Source organism: Chryseobacterium sp. X308 (genome assembly GCF_020733145.1).
Lineage (GTDB): Bacteria > Bacteroidota > Bacteroidia > Flavobacteriales > Weeksellaceae > Chryseobacterium > Chryseobacterium cupriresistens.
In genome coordinates this window covers 1-16623 of record NZ_JAJFZH010000033.1, presented here as the reverse complement: position 1 = coordinate 16623, position 16623 = coordinate 1, and the positions used below count along the sequence as shown (strand labels likewise).

The window sequence follows — 16623 nt, the reverse complement described above, 5'->3', positions numbered from 1 at the left end:
CAAAAACTAAAAAAATACCCTTATTAATCAAAAACAGCATCATTTATAATGATGCTGTCGTAATGTTTTACCCCAGTAATGGAATAGTAATATATTTATACTGAGGGAACTAACGGTGCAATCTAATCACTCTCAATCTCACAACTCTGATTGTCTGTTTATATAAAATGGTTATTAGTTAATGCAAATATATACATTTAGACACTAAAAAGTGTCTAAAATGAAAAAAAATTCATAAACTTGTACGATTGAAAAGTGTACCATGGAAAGAAAGTCAGCAGCAGGGAATATCCGGAACAAGGAACGCAGTAAAAAAAAATTTTTGGATGCCGTTGGAAAAATACTGAGAACAAAAGGATATACTGCCTTGAAAGTGAATAGTATTGCTGCTACAGCCGGGGTTGATAAGAAAATGATCTATTCTTATTTTGGAGGAATAGATGGTCTGATAGATGAGTATATAGAATCACAGGATTACTGGAGTAAAATAATGATTGAGGAAATAAAACCCCAGGTGGACGATAGAGGAAAATCCTTTATGGAAAACACATTTTTCTCTCAATTTGATTATATTCACACCAACAAAGAGGCACAAAAACTACTTCTTTGGCGGTTATCAGAATCCCGTAAATCTTTAAAAAAGTTCACCGAAACTCAGGGAAAAAACGGGGAATACATTTTTAAGCTTTTAACGGATTTCCACTTTAAAAATAATGCTGAAAATGTTCGTGCCATCATGGCGATCATGACTTCAGGATTATACTACCTGAATATGTATGCCGAAATCAATGGGAGTATTTTCTGCGGAATTGATATAAGCACAACCAAAGGACGGGATGAAATAAAAAAAGCTGTTTCTTTTCTGCTGCATCATACCTGCAAAAACCTGTAGAACCTTTTGGAATCTGAAACTTATAAAAAAACAAACCATTAGAAATCTAATGGTCTGTATGTAAGTTGTGTTTCTACCTTAGTTGTTTCGTATCCGAAATTCTCATAAAGTGAGGGAACTAAAATAATACAATTTGAATTGTCTTATTTTTCAACCTAAAAAGTGTTTTAAAATATGTAGATGGTTTTAGTTTGTACAAATATATAAAATAAGACACTGATAAGTGTGTAAAATTGTAATATTTTTCGTTATTTTATTTAATTTGTTGAAAATCAGTATATTATTTTTCAGTATTGATGTGAAAATTTCTCTTTATCGATGCTTTTGATTAAGCTAAGTCTATGAAATAGTTTAAAATAGCGTCTTTAATAACAAAGAAGGGTTGATCAGGGATATCTGTAGAAAATATTTATTTAATATCAAGCCATTATTTGCTATGTAAAAAACAGCATCACTGTAAAAAATGATGCTGTTGTTGTTTTTACCTCAGTCATTCTTGTTCGAAATATTTTAAACTGAGGGAACTAACGATACAATCTGAATAGTTTTTAATTCTCAATTTCAATAGTGTTTTGTATATTGAATGGTTATAGTTTGTACAAATATATACAAATAGATTGTTTTAGACACTAACTGGTGTCTAAAATAAAAAAAATTTTCTTAAACTTGTATCTTGTATATTGAATGTTTAGTCATGGAAAGAAAGTCAGCATCAGGTAGTATTAGGAATAAGGAGCGCAGCAAAAAAAAGTTTTTGGACGCCGTTGGAAAAATACTGAAAACGAAGGGACATGCAGGGTTGAAGATTAATGATATCGCTGCGACTGCCGGGGTAGATAAGAAAATGATCTATACCTATTTTGGCGGAATGGATGGCCTCATGGACGAATATGTTCGTACACAGGATTTCTGGGTAAAAGTAACCAGCGAGGAAGTGGAAAAGATGAAACCGAATCTTGAAGATGGAGGCAGAGAATTTATCGAGCATATGCTGCTTTCCCAGTTTGATTACGTATACGCCAATAAAGAAGCTCAAAAATTATTGTTGTGGACTATTTCTGAGCCCCGGAAATCATTAAAAAAACTGATTGACACTCAGGAGGAAAACGGAGAATATATCTTCAAATTATTGATGGAATCACATTTTAAGGATAAAATGGATACCTATCGTTCTATTATGGCCATCATGGTGTCAGGATTGTATTATCTGAATATGTTTTCGTCTCTGAACGGAAGTATTTTCTGTGGGATAGATACCAATACGCCTGAAGGACGGGAAAAAATCAAAAAGGCGATATCTTTCATGGTACAACAAACCCACGATAATCTTTAATCTAATTTAAAGAACATAGAAAAGGGGCAAACTATTGCCCCTTTTTTATATGATACTTATGGTATTCTATCCTTTATGATAAGGACAGCCAGAAGCTGTACCGGTATTTACTCCGGTATTATAGAACTGCTCTTCAATTACCTTTCTCTGATCCTCAGGAATATCCTGTATCTTTCGCAGGGTATTTACCTGGATATGAGGCCAGCTTGTGGTACCTCCGTCATTCCCGAAATCAAATTCAAAAAATACAATCTGCTCGTACTGCAGCTGAAGAATCTCTTTTCCATCTTCAATTACTGTTTCAATCCACATATCCATATCCACCTCAACAGTCGGAACGAAACGGTTGACAAACGGAACATTCAACACGCCTCCCTGTGCTCCTGTTTTCATTTTTGAAGACATTCTCACATGAACATGATTGCTGACTTTCTGGCCTCTTAACGTATCCCTGAGCCTCAGGTCAGGCCGTACAGAGTAAGGATATAAATTGTCTGCAAGAATTCTCTGGGTATAGATCTTATTGGAGCCGGGATCATTATTATCATTAAGTTTTTCATGAACCCACGCCGGTGCCGGTTGGTCAAGATCAATAATTTCTTCCGGAGTTACTCCGGCATTTCCCATAGTCCGTGAAATGGAAAGATGATTGGTTTCCCAAGCCTCTTTACCGTAAGGGAACTGAGGTGAACCTTCAATTAAATAGTACGTTGTCTTATCTTTATTCTGAGGAATGATATCTCCAAGCAAAGTAATGGTGCTTCCATGCGGAATAACACCGCTTCGGGAGATAGAGTAGTCCGGGATAAAATAAGGACCATCAAGCCCTGCTCCCGGCTTTATTTCCTGTGCCGGAATGATTTCATAATAAGGCTGTCCCGGTTGCAGCTGGCTTTGAAGAATGTATTGAGGGTTGGGTTCTCCATCCGGTGTTATCCTTAGCAGAGGCTCGTCTCTGTATTCGCCGGTATATCCGTACTTTGCATCTTCTGTTAAAACGGCATGAATACCGCGGTCTCTTTCAATAGATTCTTTCGTTGCTGCATGGTTATAGACATCACTCAGCCATAGGTACATTCCGTTTTCTTCGTGGATAGGGGTATATTTCAGCGCATCCTGTCCCGGTATTGCATTAACACTTTTAATGCTTTGTTCGTACTTAACTGCTCCGCAAAAAAGCTCACTGGCACCGCCACGATTACGTACTCCGCCGGGAACGATGGAAAAGGTAAGTTTCTCAATATATTCTTCACTGGTAAATGCGAACTTTCCGGGTATTGTGCCCGGATTGGTTCCGGGAGAAGGCATGATGGTTGTATGTACTCCGCTCGCTAACGAAGGGTTGGTAACATCTTTATTGTAATTGACATTATAGCTTACCCATGTGCCGTCCAGGGCAGCCAGAACTCCATAATCCACATTATTCTCAATAGCCTGCAGGTTGTCTTCCCTGAATGGTCTTACCGGATCATCAATAAGAAGTTTAGAATATCCGTCCATTAATTCAGCCAGATTAACCTCACTTTGTCCCGGCATTCTGCGGAACAGCTGTTCTCCTCCTGCTTCCGGGCTCTCTTTTTTTCTTTTAAGCATGATATATCGTTTTTATGGTTATAGGTCGATGTATTCGAATGTTGGCCCCGCATTGGTCTGAGCATCCAACGGTTGTTTCATCAGATTTACAGCCTGTTCTTTCAGAGCATACATATACATAATGGATTTTTCCAGTTCTCTCTGATTTCCTTCTACAGCGCTTTGTATAGCATCTAACAAACGTTTGTAGGTTTTATTAAACTCCACACCTTGGGCATATAATTCTTTGTTTTTGACGTAATCCTCCAGTTTAGGGTTAGGTTTCATAGGATAGGCTTCGTTCCAGTCTACCGGAAGATCTTTTCCTGTAGGCGGAGTGGTTACAGGCATCATTCCATTTTCATCCATGAAAGGCTCATAGTTTCCTCCCAGATAGAAATGCTCATGGAAAACTTCTTTAAACCTGAAATAATGAGCCAGTTCAACCCCTTCTTCAAACTGGGACGGATCTACATCGAAAATAGAATCATCTGCGCCTTCACCTTGCCCTTTGATTTCCTGGAAGACGGCAATTACTCCTGTCAAGGCTTCTACAGAATGAAGTTTCCCGCCGCTTCCGTAATATTGCTCAGGGCGGATCTGTTTTGCCGGATTTCCTGTGAAAATTCCTCCGGTATTTAATTCCTCAAAGTTTGTCGGAAGTGTCCCATGTGCTTTATAGTAAGCAATGATTTGGAAAACAACAATATAGAAGAATAATACATCATAATATTCACCAATGGTGTGTACATTTTCCATGATGAAACCTTTCATGTTTTCAAGGGTCCAGAGGTGTTTTTCCTGTACGGCAGCTCTTTGAGAGTATAGTTCAGAAATCTCCGCTTCATCATCATATTTCGGAGCTTTTACCACAGATGCACTCGGACTTTCAATGGCAATAAACGTGGCAATACTGTTGCTTGAGAATGTTTCCAACCCTACATAGAAATCAACGTTCATCGGTAATTTCATGGGATAAACAGGGTAGTTCTCCTTTTTGTTGACAGATGGCTGAATATCGATGGCATTCAATACATTACACACCATAATCAGGTGAAGCATTTCCTCTACAGCAACACTTCTGATAATTTGTGAAGCCAGAGCATTGGTTCCGTCTTTGATCGAGTACAAAGCCGTAAGATAGGGTGGAATTGTAGAATGTTCGATAAGAATTGCTGTCTGCAGAAGGTCCTGTAAAACCGGTTTGTAATCAATTTCTGTTACCTCTTTTTTCATCTCTGAAATTCCTGAACCGAACTGAGATTCCAGATAGGTGTTAAAGTCTTCAATCTGATCATTCAATAAAAGATTAGTAACTGTTTTGCTGTGATGCTTTAATCCCTCTATCCAGTCTTCTTTGCTTAATGTTGAATCAAATAATAAAGAAGGTAATGAAATAGCTTCTGTAACCGCGGCACTTCTGGAAGCCATTCTGCCTGCTGTTAAAAAAGTTTCCTGTGGTTGAACTGTTTTATTGATAAGTCTTTGTCTCATGTTGTTATTTTTTAAGTTGAATTTCAAGGTCAGCAAGGATGGATTCTACCGAACGGATCGTGAATGCTGATAATGTTAAAGTAGGATTTGATGTTCCCAGCGTGGTCATATTTCCCGCGCCTACGACGTATAAATTCGGATGATCCCAGGTTTTGCAGTAGCTGTTGGTTACGGATTCTTCAGCTTTAGAACCCATTCTGTGAGTTCCTACAATGTGTCCTGCGCCATTATAAGAATATCTCACTCCGTTATAGATCACAGAATTTTTGTCTTCCGCAGTATATTTTGTGAAATCCGTAATGTTTAATCTTTTAAACATTTGATCCGAAGCATCTTTTGCCTGCTCCATTGCTTTCATTTCGTACTCTGTCAGTTCATAATGAATAACAGGTCGTGGAATTCCGAGAACATCCAGATACTCATCATTAATGGTTACTCTGTTATTGGGATTCGGGAGCTGTTCAATTTCAAAATGGAATAATACCTGCTTTGAAAGTCTGTCGGTGAGCTTTTCTCTTAATTCTGCCCCAAATTTTTTATATTTGATAAATTCTGCCACATCAGAACCCGGAGAAAATGCCGGCCAGCCCCAGCCCCAATTGTCAAGCGGAGAAATCCATGCTGAAAAGTTCTTTCTGAACTCTCCGTCACGGAAAGAAGAAATATTTGTAGTAGAACCCGGACCTCTGTACGGATATACCGGTTCAGGGAAAAGTCCCCAGGTAAGCATTACCATATGATCCATCAGGTTTCTCCCCACCTGATCACTGCTGTTGGCTGCTGTTTTTACACCATCTGGAGTTGTATATTTTGAATTCAACAGAATTTTAGGATTTTCAAAAGCATTGGCTGCCAGAATGACTATGGCATCAGACGTATCAATAGATTCTTCAACAAAATCGGTTTTTTCTTTTGAGATATATTTTCTCAGATGGACTTTTGAAATTTTATGACTATCATTTTGATCAATGGTTAACCTGTAAACCACACTCTGCGCCTGAATCTGCATGAATGGATTACGGCTCAGGTTATCATTATCATTCATTTTATATAAAGCCTTTTTCAATGTTTTTAACGCATTGTATTTCGCCTGAACAGGACAGATCGGAACACACGAAGCATTCCCTTCACAGCGTTCTCCCATATAAGGATTCCACACAGAACCAAGAGCTTTGTATTCTTCTTTTTCAGAACTGTCTAAAACCAGTTTATAACCGGAATCCTTTGGTTCTGCTTTAATGATCTTCGTTTTTCCGTATTTTGGATTTGGAATGGAATTCCTTCCCTGTGGAGAAGGTACCATCATTAAAGGAATCTCTCCTGAACTCAGCTTTACACTTGTCCCTTTAAGTCCCTCAATAATCTTATGATCCATATAACTCTGAGGAATTTCTTCCATCGGAAATACATAGTTTCCATAATATTCTTCCGTCTTCTCTGTAATTGGATATTCCTGTCTTGAAACATCCCCGGAAACCCCGATTTCAAACTCAGCCATCTCATAATAAGGCCTTAATTCTTCATAACTTATCGGCCAGTCGACAGCAGTTTTCTCATCAGAATCCGGTTTTGGAATCTTGATGCCGTATTTTTCGGTAAGTTTAAAATCGTTGGGGAGCATTCTTGGTGTAGTTCCCAGCCAGTGAAGGGTAGTTCCGCCGCCTACCCGTATCGCATCACTTGCGAATGGCATCGGCCCGAACTGAACGAGATACCCTTTTTTATCCGGATACGGCTGGACAATATGTTCCATATCCAGAACGTTGGGAGAAGGAGCCTGCTTTAAGTTCGGATAAGGAGAGTTGGGAACTTTGGCTTCCTCTCTGTAAAAAGTACGGATATATTCATTATAAGTGGTCATTGAGGATACGGAATCCAGCTCAATACCAGCTTCCAGACCTGCTTCATACATAAGGATTGATATTTCCCTGATGTTATCGGATTTTCCGGCATCTGCACGATGGACCATTTTTCCTTTGGTTGCGTCAAATACGTGGTCGGATAATAGCTTTGCGATTAATGACCCTGCGATCCCTGTTCCTACAATGATCACATCTTTTTTGTTATGGGTTGGATTCATGATTGGGTGTTTACAGGTTTAATATTCCAAGATTTGTAGCCCGGCTGTTTGGCTCCCGGCGGGTGGGAGTACATCAGATTCCAGACAAGGCCTTCCTTGTAAGACAAATCATTGATATACGCTCCTTCCCAGGTTCCCAGATACCACATGGTGATTACTTTTCCTGAAATGTCATTCATTCCCGGGTGGGCAATAATTTCGGATTGAATAGCCTTTTTTAATTCCTCTTCACCGGAAGAACTTTCAAGGATATTTTTAGAAACCGTAAGGAATTCTACGAAAGTAGCTGCTTCCAGGCTTTTTAAAACATAAGTGTAATAGGTTTCTGCAAGCCCTGTTGACTGCAGTTCGTTTACCGTAAACCCGGTAAGCGCTTCCGAGATAGACATGAACACGTCGAAATAATAATCGTCGACGTTGAGAATTTTGTTAATAATATTCATTTCGTAAAAAATTTGGATTCAATATCTTCAACTCCTTTTACAGAAGGTTCAAGCTGATTGATCTACAGCTGCCGGATATTTCAGATAACACCTCTTTTTCAGAAATGATTGACTGTATTTCAAGCGATCCATAGTAGCAGTTTTTGTTTATTCGAAATTAATCACATCCCGGCAGATAAGATTCAGTATTTCTACGTAATTTGAATTAACGGTGTTTTAATTTTTTGTAATAAATCCTTTATTTGAAGTATTTATAAGAGATTTTATTTTCACTTAGTTTAGAATTATTTTAAATAATATGGTATCTGTCATTGAAAAATATCGGATAAACAGTGACGATTGCTGGTAATAGATAAAAAAATGCCTGAATTGAATTTTCAGGCAGGATTTAAATTAATAAGGTTGAAGGTAAGAGTTATAATACCATTATCAGATATTTCTAGTTGGCCAGCTGTTTTACAGCAATGGCATCGATCTCAAACATCATTCCCGGCAAAGCCAGTTGGCTTACAGGAATAAGTGTACTCGCAGGCAGGAACGAAGATTTCCAGACTTTTCTGGCTTCCTCTGCCCATATTTCAAGTTTTTCCTGGTTGTGATCAACAATAAGCAAGGTGATTTTAACTATATTTTCAAATGTCATGGAATGGCTCTGTAAAACAATCTGTAAATTTTTCAAAGCATCCTGAACCTGAGTTTTAAAGTCATCTGCCAGCACATGATTGTCACCTACGCCGCCGCTCTGTCCGGATATAAAACACATCGTTGATGGAGATTCCACAGCAATACTGTGAGAGAAGCCATAAGGGCCGGGATCAAATAACTCAGCAGGATTGATCAGTTTAGGCTGTTTATTTTTTTCCATAATCTTTTATTTAATAAAGTAAAAATGAGCAAAAAAAATTGAAAAAAACTCTACATATGTTGAGGAAAATATTTTTAATCCTTTACATACTTTCATCAATAATAAAATTCTGATGCAAAAAAATACTGTTCAAAGGAACAGCATTTTTAGTTTTTACTCTACAACAATACTTTCAATCCCCTTTTGCAGGGCTGTATCCTGTATCACCGGAACAGAAAGTCCCTCTGCACGGACAACAGAAATATCCGTCATCCCCATAAAGCCCAGTGTTTGTTTTAAGTAAGGAACTACAAAATCATAAGATTGTCTTTCTCCTTCAGAATACACACCGCCACTTGAAAAGGCAAGGTATACTTTCTTATTTTTCACCAGGCCTTCAGGGCCGTTTTCGCTATAGCTGAATGTCTTTCCTGCTCTGGCAATATGATCAAGCCATGATTTTAATGTAGAAGTGATACTGAAGTTGTAAAGGGGAGCTTCAATAATGATAATGTCAGCCTCATGTAATTCATCAATTACCGTGTCTGAAAGTTTTACATTTTCCTGCTGTTCAGCAGTGCGGTTTTCAGCTGGAGTAAAAAATGCATTGATATGAGCTTCTTCCAAATGGGGAAAAAGCGGATTGGTCAAATCACGCTTTTTAAAAACGCTGTCAGGATACTTTGCGGCAATTTTTTCTACAACAGCATTACCCAGTTTTTTACTGATTGATGATTCGCTTCTTGGGCTTGAAATGATATGAAGTACACGTTTCATTTTTTTTATTTTTTTTAAAATTGATGTTTCAAAATTATCTATATTTACTAATAAAAAGATAGTAGTTACCAAAAGGTTAGTAATAACATTTAGGTTAGTAATAAGTAAAAACAGAAGAATGGAAGAAGAAAAAATAGTGTATTCAAGGCCGCAGTGCAGTACTCATCTGGCTGCTACTGAGGATGCTTTATATGTTTTGGGTGGGCGGTGGACCATCAGGGTAATGATTGCTATTTTGGGTGGACATACCCGCTTCAATGAGTTACAGCGGACCATCAATGGAATTTCGGCAAGAGTCTTATCCAGCGAATTGAAAAAGCTGGAGGTGAATCATCTGGTGGAAAGAACAGTGATTACGGATCAGAAGCCGGTGCTGGTAGAATATGTTCCCACAGAATATAGTGAATCCCTGAAAGATGTGATTGCTGCTTTGGCAGATTGGGGTTCCAAACACAAAAAGAAAATTACAGCTTAATAGATAAAGAAGAGTAGTGTAGAAAAAGAGTATTACTGTTTCTGTGGTATTTAATAAGTTGCAACATTGCTTATTCTTTAAGTATTTTTACTCAAATTAATAATGGTAAGATGATCATAGAAGAAGAATTATTATTTTCCCTCGGAGCCAGTTTGGAAAAGTATGAAGCAGGTGAAACTATTTTTCAGGAAGGATCTGCTGTAAAATTCTATTTTCAGATCAAGTATGGTACCGTGAAACTGAATAATTTATTGGAAGACGGAAAAGAATTTGTTCATGGGCTTCCTTTTGATGGCCATTGTATTGGTGAAAGCTATTTATTTACCAATCACCATTATGCTGTGAATGCTATTGCGGTCACAAGCTGTGAAATTATCAGGCTTTCCAAAACCAGGTTCCTTGAATTTCTGGTGGGAAATCCTTTATTAATGCTTGAAATAAATAAATATACCGCAGACAGACTTCATTTCAGATATATGATTTCAAGCTTTCTGGCAATTTCAGACCCTATTTTGAAACTTACGAAGCTTTTTGATCACCTTAAAAGATATTTTGGTTTTGAAGAACCCTATTCATTTCTGATTCCTTACACCAGACAGCAAATAGCAACCTTAACCGGTCTTCGGGTAGAGACGGTGATCCGCTATGTTAAAAAAATGGAAGAGCTGAACATGGTTAAAATTGAAAATGCTAAAATTTATTATTAGCTTTCAGTTTTCTGTTATTTTAAAATTAAAACGGGCTGAGAGGTGTTCTGATAAATTCCTTCGGAAATACTTCTGCTTGCCAGATAATACAAAAAGCTGTGCTTACCGGGTAGCGCTATAATAAGATCTGCCTGATCTGATACAGCAAAGTTCAGGATACCCTTTATAATATTTTCATCATGAGAATAATGAATGCTGCTCGGAATTTCCGTTAAATGCTCACGAATGTAATCCTCCAGTTCTCTTTTTTGCATTTCGTTCTCTTTTTCACTGGTGTTGATATTGAGAAATGAAAGACGGACATCTTGCTTATGAATAACAGATTTGTGGTGAAACAGTCTTTCTAGCCTTTTAATACCTCTAATATCACAAGGAATAAATATATTCTTAATAGGTGAATAATGGTAGCTGCTGGGAACAATTAATGTTTTCACAGGACTTGTTCTGGCAATGCTTATGATATTCTCAGAAACAAAACTATCGGTAGAAGAAGTCTGGTCATCACTTCCCAGGATAATCAGTTCTACAGACGGCTGGTTTTTTAAAAGCTCATTAATACTTCTGGTGAGTGCCCAATCGCTCAATACCCTGGAAACTTTTACTTCAGGCGACTTTTCAGCGATGATGTCCGTTAACTGATCGAATAGCAATTCTGTCCTTTGCAGCAGGTTGTTGATACTTTCTTCATTGACAAATGAATGTCCTTCTGCGATATGCAGGTAGTCAAATTCAGATTCTCCTGCAGTTTTTAACAGGATAATATTTTGATATTCGTAGGTTTTTGCCCAGTCTGCGGCAACTCTTACTGCATTTTCCGTAGTTGATGTAAAATCAACAGGTACAAGAATTGTTCTCATATTGTATCATGTTTTAGTGCTTATTCTTCCAGGTTAGCTGTCATTTTTTTTACCAATAGCAGCGCTTTGCTGATCTCTTCTTCTTCTATATCACCAGCTGCCTTTTTATAAAGATCCAGGGCCCATGGATAAACGGTTTCTACAATCTGTTTACCTTTCGGAGTTAAAAAGATCTGTTTGTTTCTCCTGTCTTTTTTATCAGCTATCCGTTCAACAAGATCCTTTTTTACAAGGCTGTTGATGAGATAGGTGATACTTGATTTGTCTTTGCTTACTTTATTTCCAATTTCCTGCTGATTGATGCCGTTATGTCTTGAAAGCAAACCAAGAATTTCAATCAGTTCAAAAGAAAGATCCGGATCATAAATAGTAACGATAGTCTGGATCTTCTGGCGGAGACGGCTTTTCATTTCACTCATTGCCAGGCCAAGCTCCAGAGCAAGTTCTGATAGATTATTCTGTTTTACAGGCATACTTTTATATTAATGATGAAACAGGATAAGAAGCATTTTTTCGATGGATTTTATAGCATGACTTATCATAACAAATATACAAAAAATTAGTTTTAATTAAAACTAATTTTGATAAAATAGTAGACAGCGAAAAATTATGCTGAAGTATAAAATAAAAACAGAGACTAATTCTCTGCTTTTTCTTTTTTAACGGCTTGGTGCATAATAAGAATGATCCCCAAAAGGAAACATGCAATGATCAGATAGCGCCAGGAAAGGCCTTTTTGATCCGTTACTGTTCCGCTTACAGAGATGATGAAACTTGTTACAGAAGTGATTACATACACCAGTCCACCCATCAGTCCGCCGGCAGTACCTGCGTTTTTCGGAAAGTAAAGCATACTTGTCGTAAAAAAGGAGGTAAATAAAATTCCGGAACAGATATGAATAAAAAAGGCAAAAGGAATCATAATGAACAGGCTTTCTGCAAAATAACTGGTGGTGATCAGGCCTGCAATCAGGATCAGCTGAAGTAAGATGGGCTGTAAAATTCTGGGCTTAAAATCCAGAGTCAGTCTGCGTTTGCCTATAAAACCTCCGATCATCCATGAAAATCCTAAGATCAGTGTACAATATCCAATCACTACCGGAGTAAAATGAAAAGTATTTTCTATAATAAATGGCCCGGTAATATTAAATAACATTACGATAGAGTAGCTCAAACCTAAAATGAAAATCCCCAACATGAAAATCCTGTTTTTAAGCATCATCTTATAAAGGCTGATGTTCTCTGAAAGATCCAGTTTCTTTTTCTGCGGAAGGCTCTCCCCGCTAAAAAACCACTCAAAAAGGAACAGAAATCCGGCATATGCTGCCAGAAAATAAAAATTAGCATGCCAGTTAAAAATTTTCTCAAGATATCCTCCAAGGAAAGGGGCCAGAATAGGACCGCAGGACCATACAATAGTAAAGTAGCTCAGATAATGTTTTACCTTTTCCGCATCATAAATATCTACAAAAATAGCACGCGTAGCCACAACAAGTACTGAAACTGCAGCTCCCTGAAGAATACGAAGCAGACAGATCAGTAGAATACTGTTGGTCATCGTAATTAAAATACTGGTCAGTATCAATAGGAATAAGGCTATCAATTTGGGACGATAACGCCCGATACTGTCCAGAATTCCTCCTACAAATAATTGGGAAATCCCGTAGCTCAACAGATATGATGTCAGGGTAATCTGAATATCTTTTTCCGAAACCATCATTTCTTTGGCCATAGAAGGGAACGATGGTAAATAAATATCCGTGACAAACCCGGAAAGCGGGATAGACACGAAAGCCATAATGGTAATTAATCTGATTCGTTGTTCAGATGCTTCTCTCAACATATTCATTCATTTTTTACATTGCAAAAATAAGTCAAGAAATACAAAACCGGATTTTAAAAGACAAAGTAAAAATTACAAAAATCAAATATTATGACAGATTCTTAAATTTTAGGGGTGAAGTCTGCGCATGCTTTTTAAAGAAATTATTAAAATGAGCAGGCTGATCAAATCCTAAAGTGTAACCGATCTGTGCAATATCCCAATTCGTATACTTCAGCAGGTTTTTAGACTCTTCAAACATCTTTTCTTTAATGATCTGTGTGGTCGTAAGGTTGGTTACAGATTTAACGGAAGAATTCAGATGATTGACATGTACGTTCAGGTGTGCAGCAAAATCGGAAGGCGTTTTTAAGGCCAGCGGATAAGCAGGAGAGTCCAGCGGAAACTGTTTGTTGAGGAGTTCATCAAATAACTTATACAGACGTACATTTGCGGGAAGTTCATTAGGATTGATATCTTCCACACGGTTTTCCAGCGCCAGATGCATTACAGAAGCAAGATTGCTTTTGATACTGCTGCAGCGGAAAGGATAGGATGAATTATTCATTCTGTAAATCTGATCAAAATAAAGCATTGCCAGCTGAGCCTGTTCTTCCGTCAGAAAAACAACCGGCTTACTCCATTCCTTGAACATTGAAGTTTTTTTAAACAGATTGAATTCAGAATTCCCATTAAAAAATTCCTGATTGAATAAACAAAAATATCCTTCCTGCACATCGCTTTCACACTCCCATGAATACGGAATGCTTGGAGAAGGAAAAAATAGGGCAGGACCATCTATAAACAGCTGATGAGTACCATAATGAATGGTGCCCTTTCCAATAATAAAGCTTATTTTATAATAATCACGACGGTTGTAAGGGCTTTTAAAACTGCAGTATTTCCGCATAGAAATATTGAAGTGAGATTTTCCCATTTCAAAATCCTCAGAATCAAACATTTTGATCTGGTTTTTACGGATGCGTCTGTAATAATCCTCTATTGTTTCCAGCTGATCACTCATAGGTAAAAATTATAAAAATCAAAGATAAGTAAACTGTTGTCTACTTAAGATCATTTTAAATGAGATAATAGAAATTAAAATGATAGTCTTCCTCAATAGTTGTGGAATTAAAGAAATGATTGATTACTATTATATAGGCAAATATCTATGGAATCTATGGTTAAAGCAGCTGGATTAACCTTTATTAATCTCCAGTTCCAAAGTATGAGACGGCAGTTGAAAAGGTCCGGCTTTTGAACTGCTCACAGCGATAAAACCACATTTTTTTAAAAAGTCTGCGATCGGATCATGATCCAGGATATTGATCCATATAATATCCGTAAAGCTCACTGCTGACCTGCATTTTTTCCAGAGAGACTGTCGTGTTTCAGGAAGATCAAACTCTGAAAGAATTACAAAACTGATTTCTGTAGCTCTTTTTCCGTCAGGAATTCCCGGATGTACCGAACCGCTTTTTATAATGCTGAATCCGATGGGTTTCTGATCTGCATACATCATGATCAGTTGGTTGGAAAGATCGTTCAGGTCATTGATCATCTTTCTCGGGTCTATTTCGTTGTGAATATATCTTTTAATTTCTTCTTCAGTTACAAATTCTTTGTGCAATGCATAAACGGAAGAATCAATGATGGCTATAAGATCAGAAATTCCCTCTTCAGAACCTACTGTAAATTTTGAAATGATATCCATGGGATTTTTTATTCAAAATTATAAGATTAATCCATTCAAAAAGGATACAGTTCGTTAAAATATCATCGGTACAGACATTATTTGTTTAAAATTGTCCTATATCATTAAAATTTAGTATAAAATACTGGTAGAAATACAAAATAACTGGATTTTTAAAACAACGTAATCAAATACGTATAAATTGAGGAAAATAAATGATTTACAGATAAAATTTTTAAGAAGATTTCTCTATATGTTTCTTCGGTTCTTATTGATTTTGAATAGTTTATTTAAATATTCATTGATGCTCTATGTCACAACGAATAACATGGCTTATTTTCTACAATAATTTGATTTTATTTTAAAATTTAAATTGAATTTAAGAAAGACTCAGAAAAAATGAGTAAATCCACTATTTTTTTTCTACACAATTAGGCTGGAATCGCCATAAAACCTATATTTGCAGCCTAAATTTTTAAATAAATGAAAGAACTAATTGAAAAAATCAACGCAGAATTTGAAGCGTTCACAACTGAGGCAAACCAACAAGCGGAAAAAGGAAACAAAGCAGCTGGTACAAGAGCTCGTAAAGCAGCTTTAGAACTAAGCAAATTGTTCAAAGAATTCAGAAAAGTTTCTGTAGAAGAAGCTAAGAAATAATTCACCTTTAGCCGGCTTTTGAAGCCGGTTTTTTTTTATAACTGATTTCAATGGTGTTGTCTTTGAAATAACTTATTCCCGCCGAAAGTGAATGACCATTTCTAAAAATCATAAAGACTGTCATGTTGATGGTTTTTTGTAGATTACAGTTATTGATGAATTTTTATTATTGTTTTTTGAATAAAATATTGATAAAAATAATTGAAAAGCCTCTTTTTTAGGCTTGACTTTTTCACCATCTCCCTGATTTCTTTTATCTTTAAACCAATCAATATATATTATGAGGATAAATAGATTTTTTGCAGTGCCTGCAGTAGTGCTGGCTGCCCAGTTTTCATGGGCTCAGATAAAGGTTGATCCAAAAGAAAGACTAGACCCTATCGTAAAAAGTTTTGTAAATGAAGTCAATAATAATTCCCAGCTTGAAAACCTGGCATCTGAACTGTTGGATGGCATCGGGCCTCGTCTTGTGGGAACTCCCGAAATGCTGGCAGCAAATGAATGGAGTGTTAATAAACTTCGCTCCTGGGGAGTAGATGCGAATCTTCAGCAATTCGGAACATGGAAAGGATGGCAGAGAGGAACGACTCATGTTGATATGACCTATCCTCGCATAAAATCTCTTTCAGCAACTCAGCTGGCATGGAGTCCGGCTACAAAAAAAGCAATTGAGGCAGAGGTAATTACTCTTCCGAAAGTGTCTTCTAAAGCTGAGTTTGATCAATGGCTTCCTTCAGTGAAAGGAAAAATTGTGCTGATGGCACAATACCAGAAAATCGGACGTTCTGATGAACAGATCAAAGAATTTGCAACCCCGGAATTGTATGAAAAACTCAAAGCCGAAAAAGATCAGGCTGCCAAAGATTTTGCAGCTTATATAAAGAATATCGGCTATGATAATAACAGCCTTCCTGAAGCATTGGAAAAAGCGGGTGCGGCAGGTATTGCCATTTCAAACTGGACGGGTATTATGG

General features: G+C 37.1%; 16 protein-coding genes and 1 pseudogene. 6 read left to right on the top strand and 11 right to left on the bottom strand.

Annotation, left to right across the window (positions count from 1 at the left end; translation table 11 throughout):
• Positions 1-262 precede the first annotated feature (262 nt).
• Together LIV57_RS21450 and LIV57_RS21445 are read left to right on the top strand one after the other, a co-directional pair.
• Positions 263-892 (top strand): TetR/AcrR family transcriptional regulator, encoded by a 630-nt coding sequence (locus LIV57_RS21450; protein ID WP_227944237.1) that lies wholly within the window; start codon positions 263-265, stop codon positions 890-892.
• Positions 893-1586: 694 nt separating this feature from the next.
• Positions 1587-2225 carry a TetR/AcrR family transcriptional regulator gene (locus LIV57_RS21445; RefSeq protein ID WP_110011162.1) on the top strand — a complete coding sequence of 213 codons (639 nt, stop codon included), beginning with the start codon at positions 1587-1589 and terminating at the stop codon, positions 2223-2225.
• A 66-nt stretch (positions 2226-2291) separates the two neighbouring features.
• Here the strand turns inward: LIV57_RS21445 and LIV57_RS21440 are convergent, their stop codons facing one another.
• The 6 genes from LIV57_RS21440 to LIV57_RS21415 form a co-directional block, all read right to left on the bottom strand.
• Positions 2292-3818: a peroxidase, FMP-type gene (locus tag LIV57_RS21440; protein ID WP_227944236.1), complete on the bottom strand. Its 1527-nt coding sequence runs from the start codon at positions 3816-3818 to the stop codon at positions 2292-2294.
• 18 nt (positions 3819-3836) lie between these two features.
• Positions 3837-5291 (bottom strand): ferritin-like domain-containing protein, encoded by a 1455-nt coding sequence (locus LIV57_RS21435; protein ID WP_227944235.1) that lies wholly within the window; start codon positions 5289-5291, stop codon positions 3837-3839.
• Positions 5292-5295: 4 nt separating this feature from the next.
• Positions 5296-7371, bottom strand: a complete 2076-nt coding sequence (locus LIV57_RS21430) for a GMC oxidoreductase (RefSeq protein ID WP_227944234.1) — start codon at positions 7369-7371, stop codon at positions 5296-5298.
• A complete protein-coding gene (locus LIV57_RS21425; protein WP_227944233.1) occupies positions 7368-7814 on the bottom strand; it encodes a hypothetical protein in 447 nt (148 codons plus the stop codon). The genes LIV57_RS21430 and LIV57_RS21425 overlap by 4 nt, the downstream gene beginning before the upstream one ends.
• Positions 7815-8253: 439 nt before the next feature.
• Positions 8254-8679 carry a RidA family protein gene (locus LIV57_RS21420; protein ID WP_227944232.1) on the bottom strand — a complete coding sequence of 142 codons (426 nt, stop codon included), beginning with the start codon at positions 8677-8679 and terminating at the stop codon, positions 8254-8256.
• 153 nt (positions 8680-8832) lie between these two features.
• On the bottom strand, positions 8833-9435 hold the full coding sequence (locus LIV57_RS21415) for an FMN-dependent NADH-azoreductase (RefSeq protein ID WP_227944231.1): 603 nt from the start codon (positions 9433-9435) through the stop codon (positions 8833-8835).
• Between the two features lie 118 nt (positions 9436-9553).
• On the opposite strand from LIV57_RS21415, the gene LIV57_RS21410 reads away from it, so the two are divergent.
• Together LIV57_RS21410 and LIV57_RS21405 are read left to right on the top strand one after the other, a co-directional pair.
• Positions 9554-9910 carry a winged helix-turn-helix transcriptional regulator gene (locus LIV57_RS21410; RefSeq protein ID WP_202838745.1) on the top strand — a complete coding sequence of 119 codons (357 nt, stop codon included), beginning with the start codon at positions 9554-9556 and terminating at the stop codon, positions 9908-9910.
• A gap of 110 nt (positions 9911-10020) precedes the next feature.
• Positions 10021-10617: a Crp/Fnr family transcriptional regulator gene (locus tag LIV57_RS21405; RefSeq protein WP_227944230.1), complete on the top strand. Its 597-nt coding sequence runs from the start codon at positions 10021-10023 to the stop codon at positions 10615-10617.
• 14 nt (positions 10618-10631) lie between these two features.
• Here LIV57_RS21405 and LIV57_RS21400 read toward each other — a convergent pair whose 3' ends face one another.
• From LIV57_RS21400 to LIV57_RS21380, 5 genes are all read right to left on the bottom strand, one after another.
• A complete protein-coding gene (locus tag LIV57_RS21400; RefSeq protein WP_227944229.1) occupies positions 10632-11474 on the bottom strand; it encodes a universal stress protein in 843 nt (280 codons plus the stop codon).
• Positions 11475-11494: 20 nt separating this feature from the next.
• Positions 11495-11947 (bottom strand): MarR family winged helix-turn-helix transcriptional regulator, encoded by a 453-nt coding sequence (locus LIV57_RS21395; protein ID WP_227944228.1) that lies wholly within the window; start codon positions 11945-11947, stop codon positions 11495-11497.
• 164 nt (positions 11948-12111) lie between these two features.
• Positions 12112-13317: an MFS transporter gene (locus LIV57_RS21390; RefSeq protein ID WP_062675182.1), complete on the bottom strand. Its 1206-nt coding sequence runs from the start codon at positions 13315-13317 to the stop codon at positions 12112-12114.
• Between the two features lie 88 nt (positions 13318-13405).
• Positions 13406-14320: a helix-turn-helix domain-containing protein gene (locus tag LIV57_RS21385; protein WP_227944227.1), complete on the bottom strand. Its 915-nt coding sequence runs from the start codon at positions 14318-14320 to the stop codon at positions 13406-13408.
• 174 nt (positions 14321-14494) lie between these two features.
• Positions 14495-15010 carry a hypothetical protein gene (locus LIV57_RS21380; protein WP_227944226.1) on the bottom strand — a complete coding sequence of 172 codons (516 nt, stop codon included), beginning with the start codon at positions 15008-15010 and terminating at the stop codon, positions 14495-14497.
• 462 nt (positions 15011-15472) lie between these two features.
• Here LIV57_RS21380 and LIV57_RS21375 point away from each other — a divergent pair, with 462 nt between their 5' ends.
• Both LIV57_RS21375 and LIV57_RS21370 read left to right on the top strand, forming a co-directional pair.
• Positions 15473-15649: a histone H1 gene (locus LIV57_RS21375; RefSeq protein ID WP_002978882.1), complete on the top strand. Its 177-nt coding sequence runs from the start codon at positions 15473-15475 to the stop codon at positions 15647-15649.
• 280 nt (positions 15650-15929) lie between these two features.
• Positions 15930-16623: pseudogene (locus LIV57_RS21370) on the top strand (peptidase M28); the annotation flags it as partial.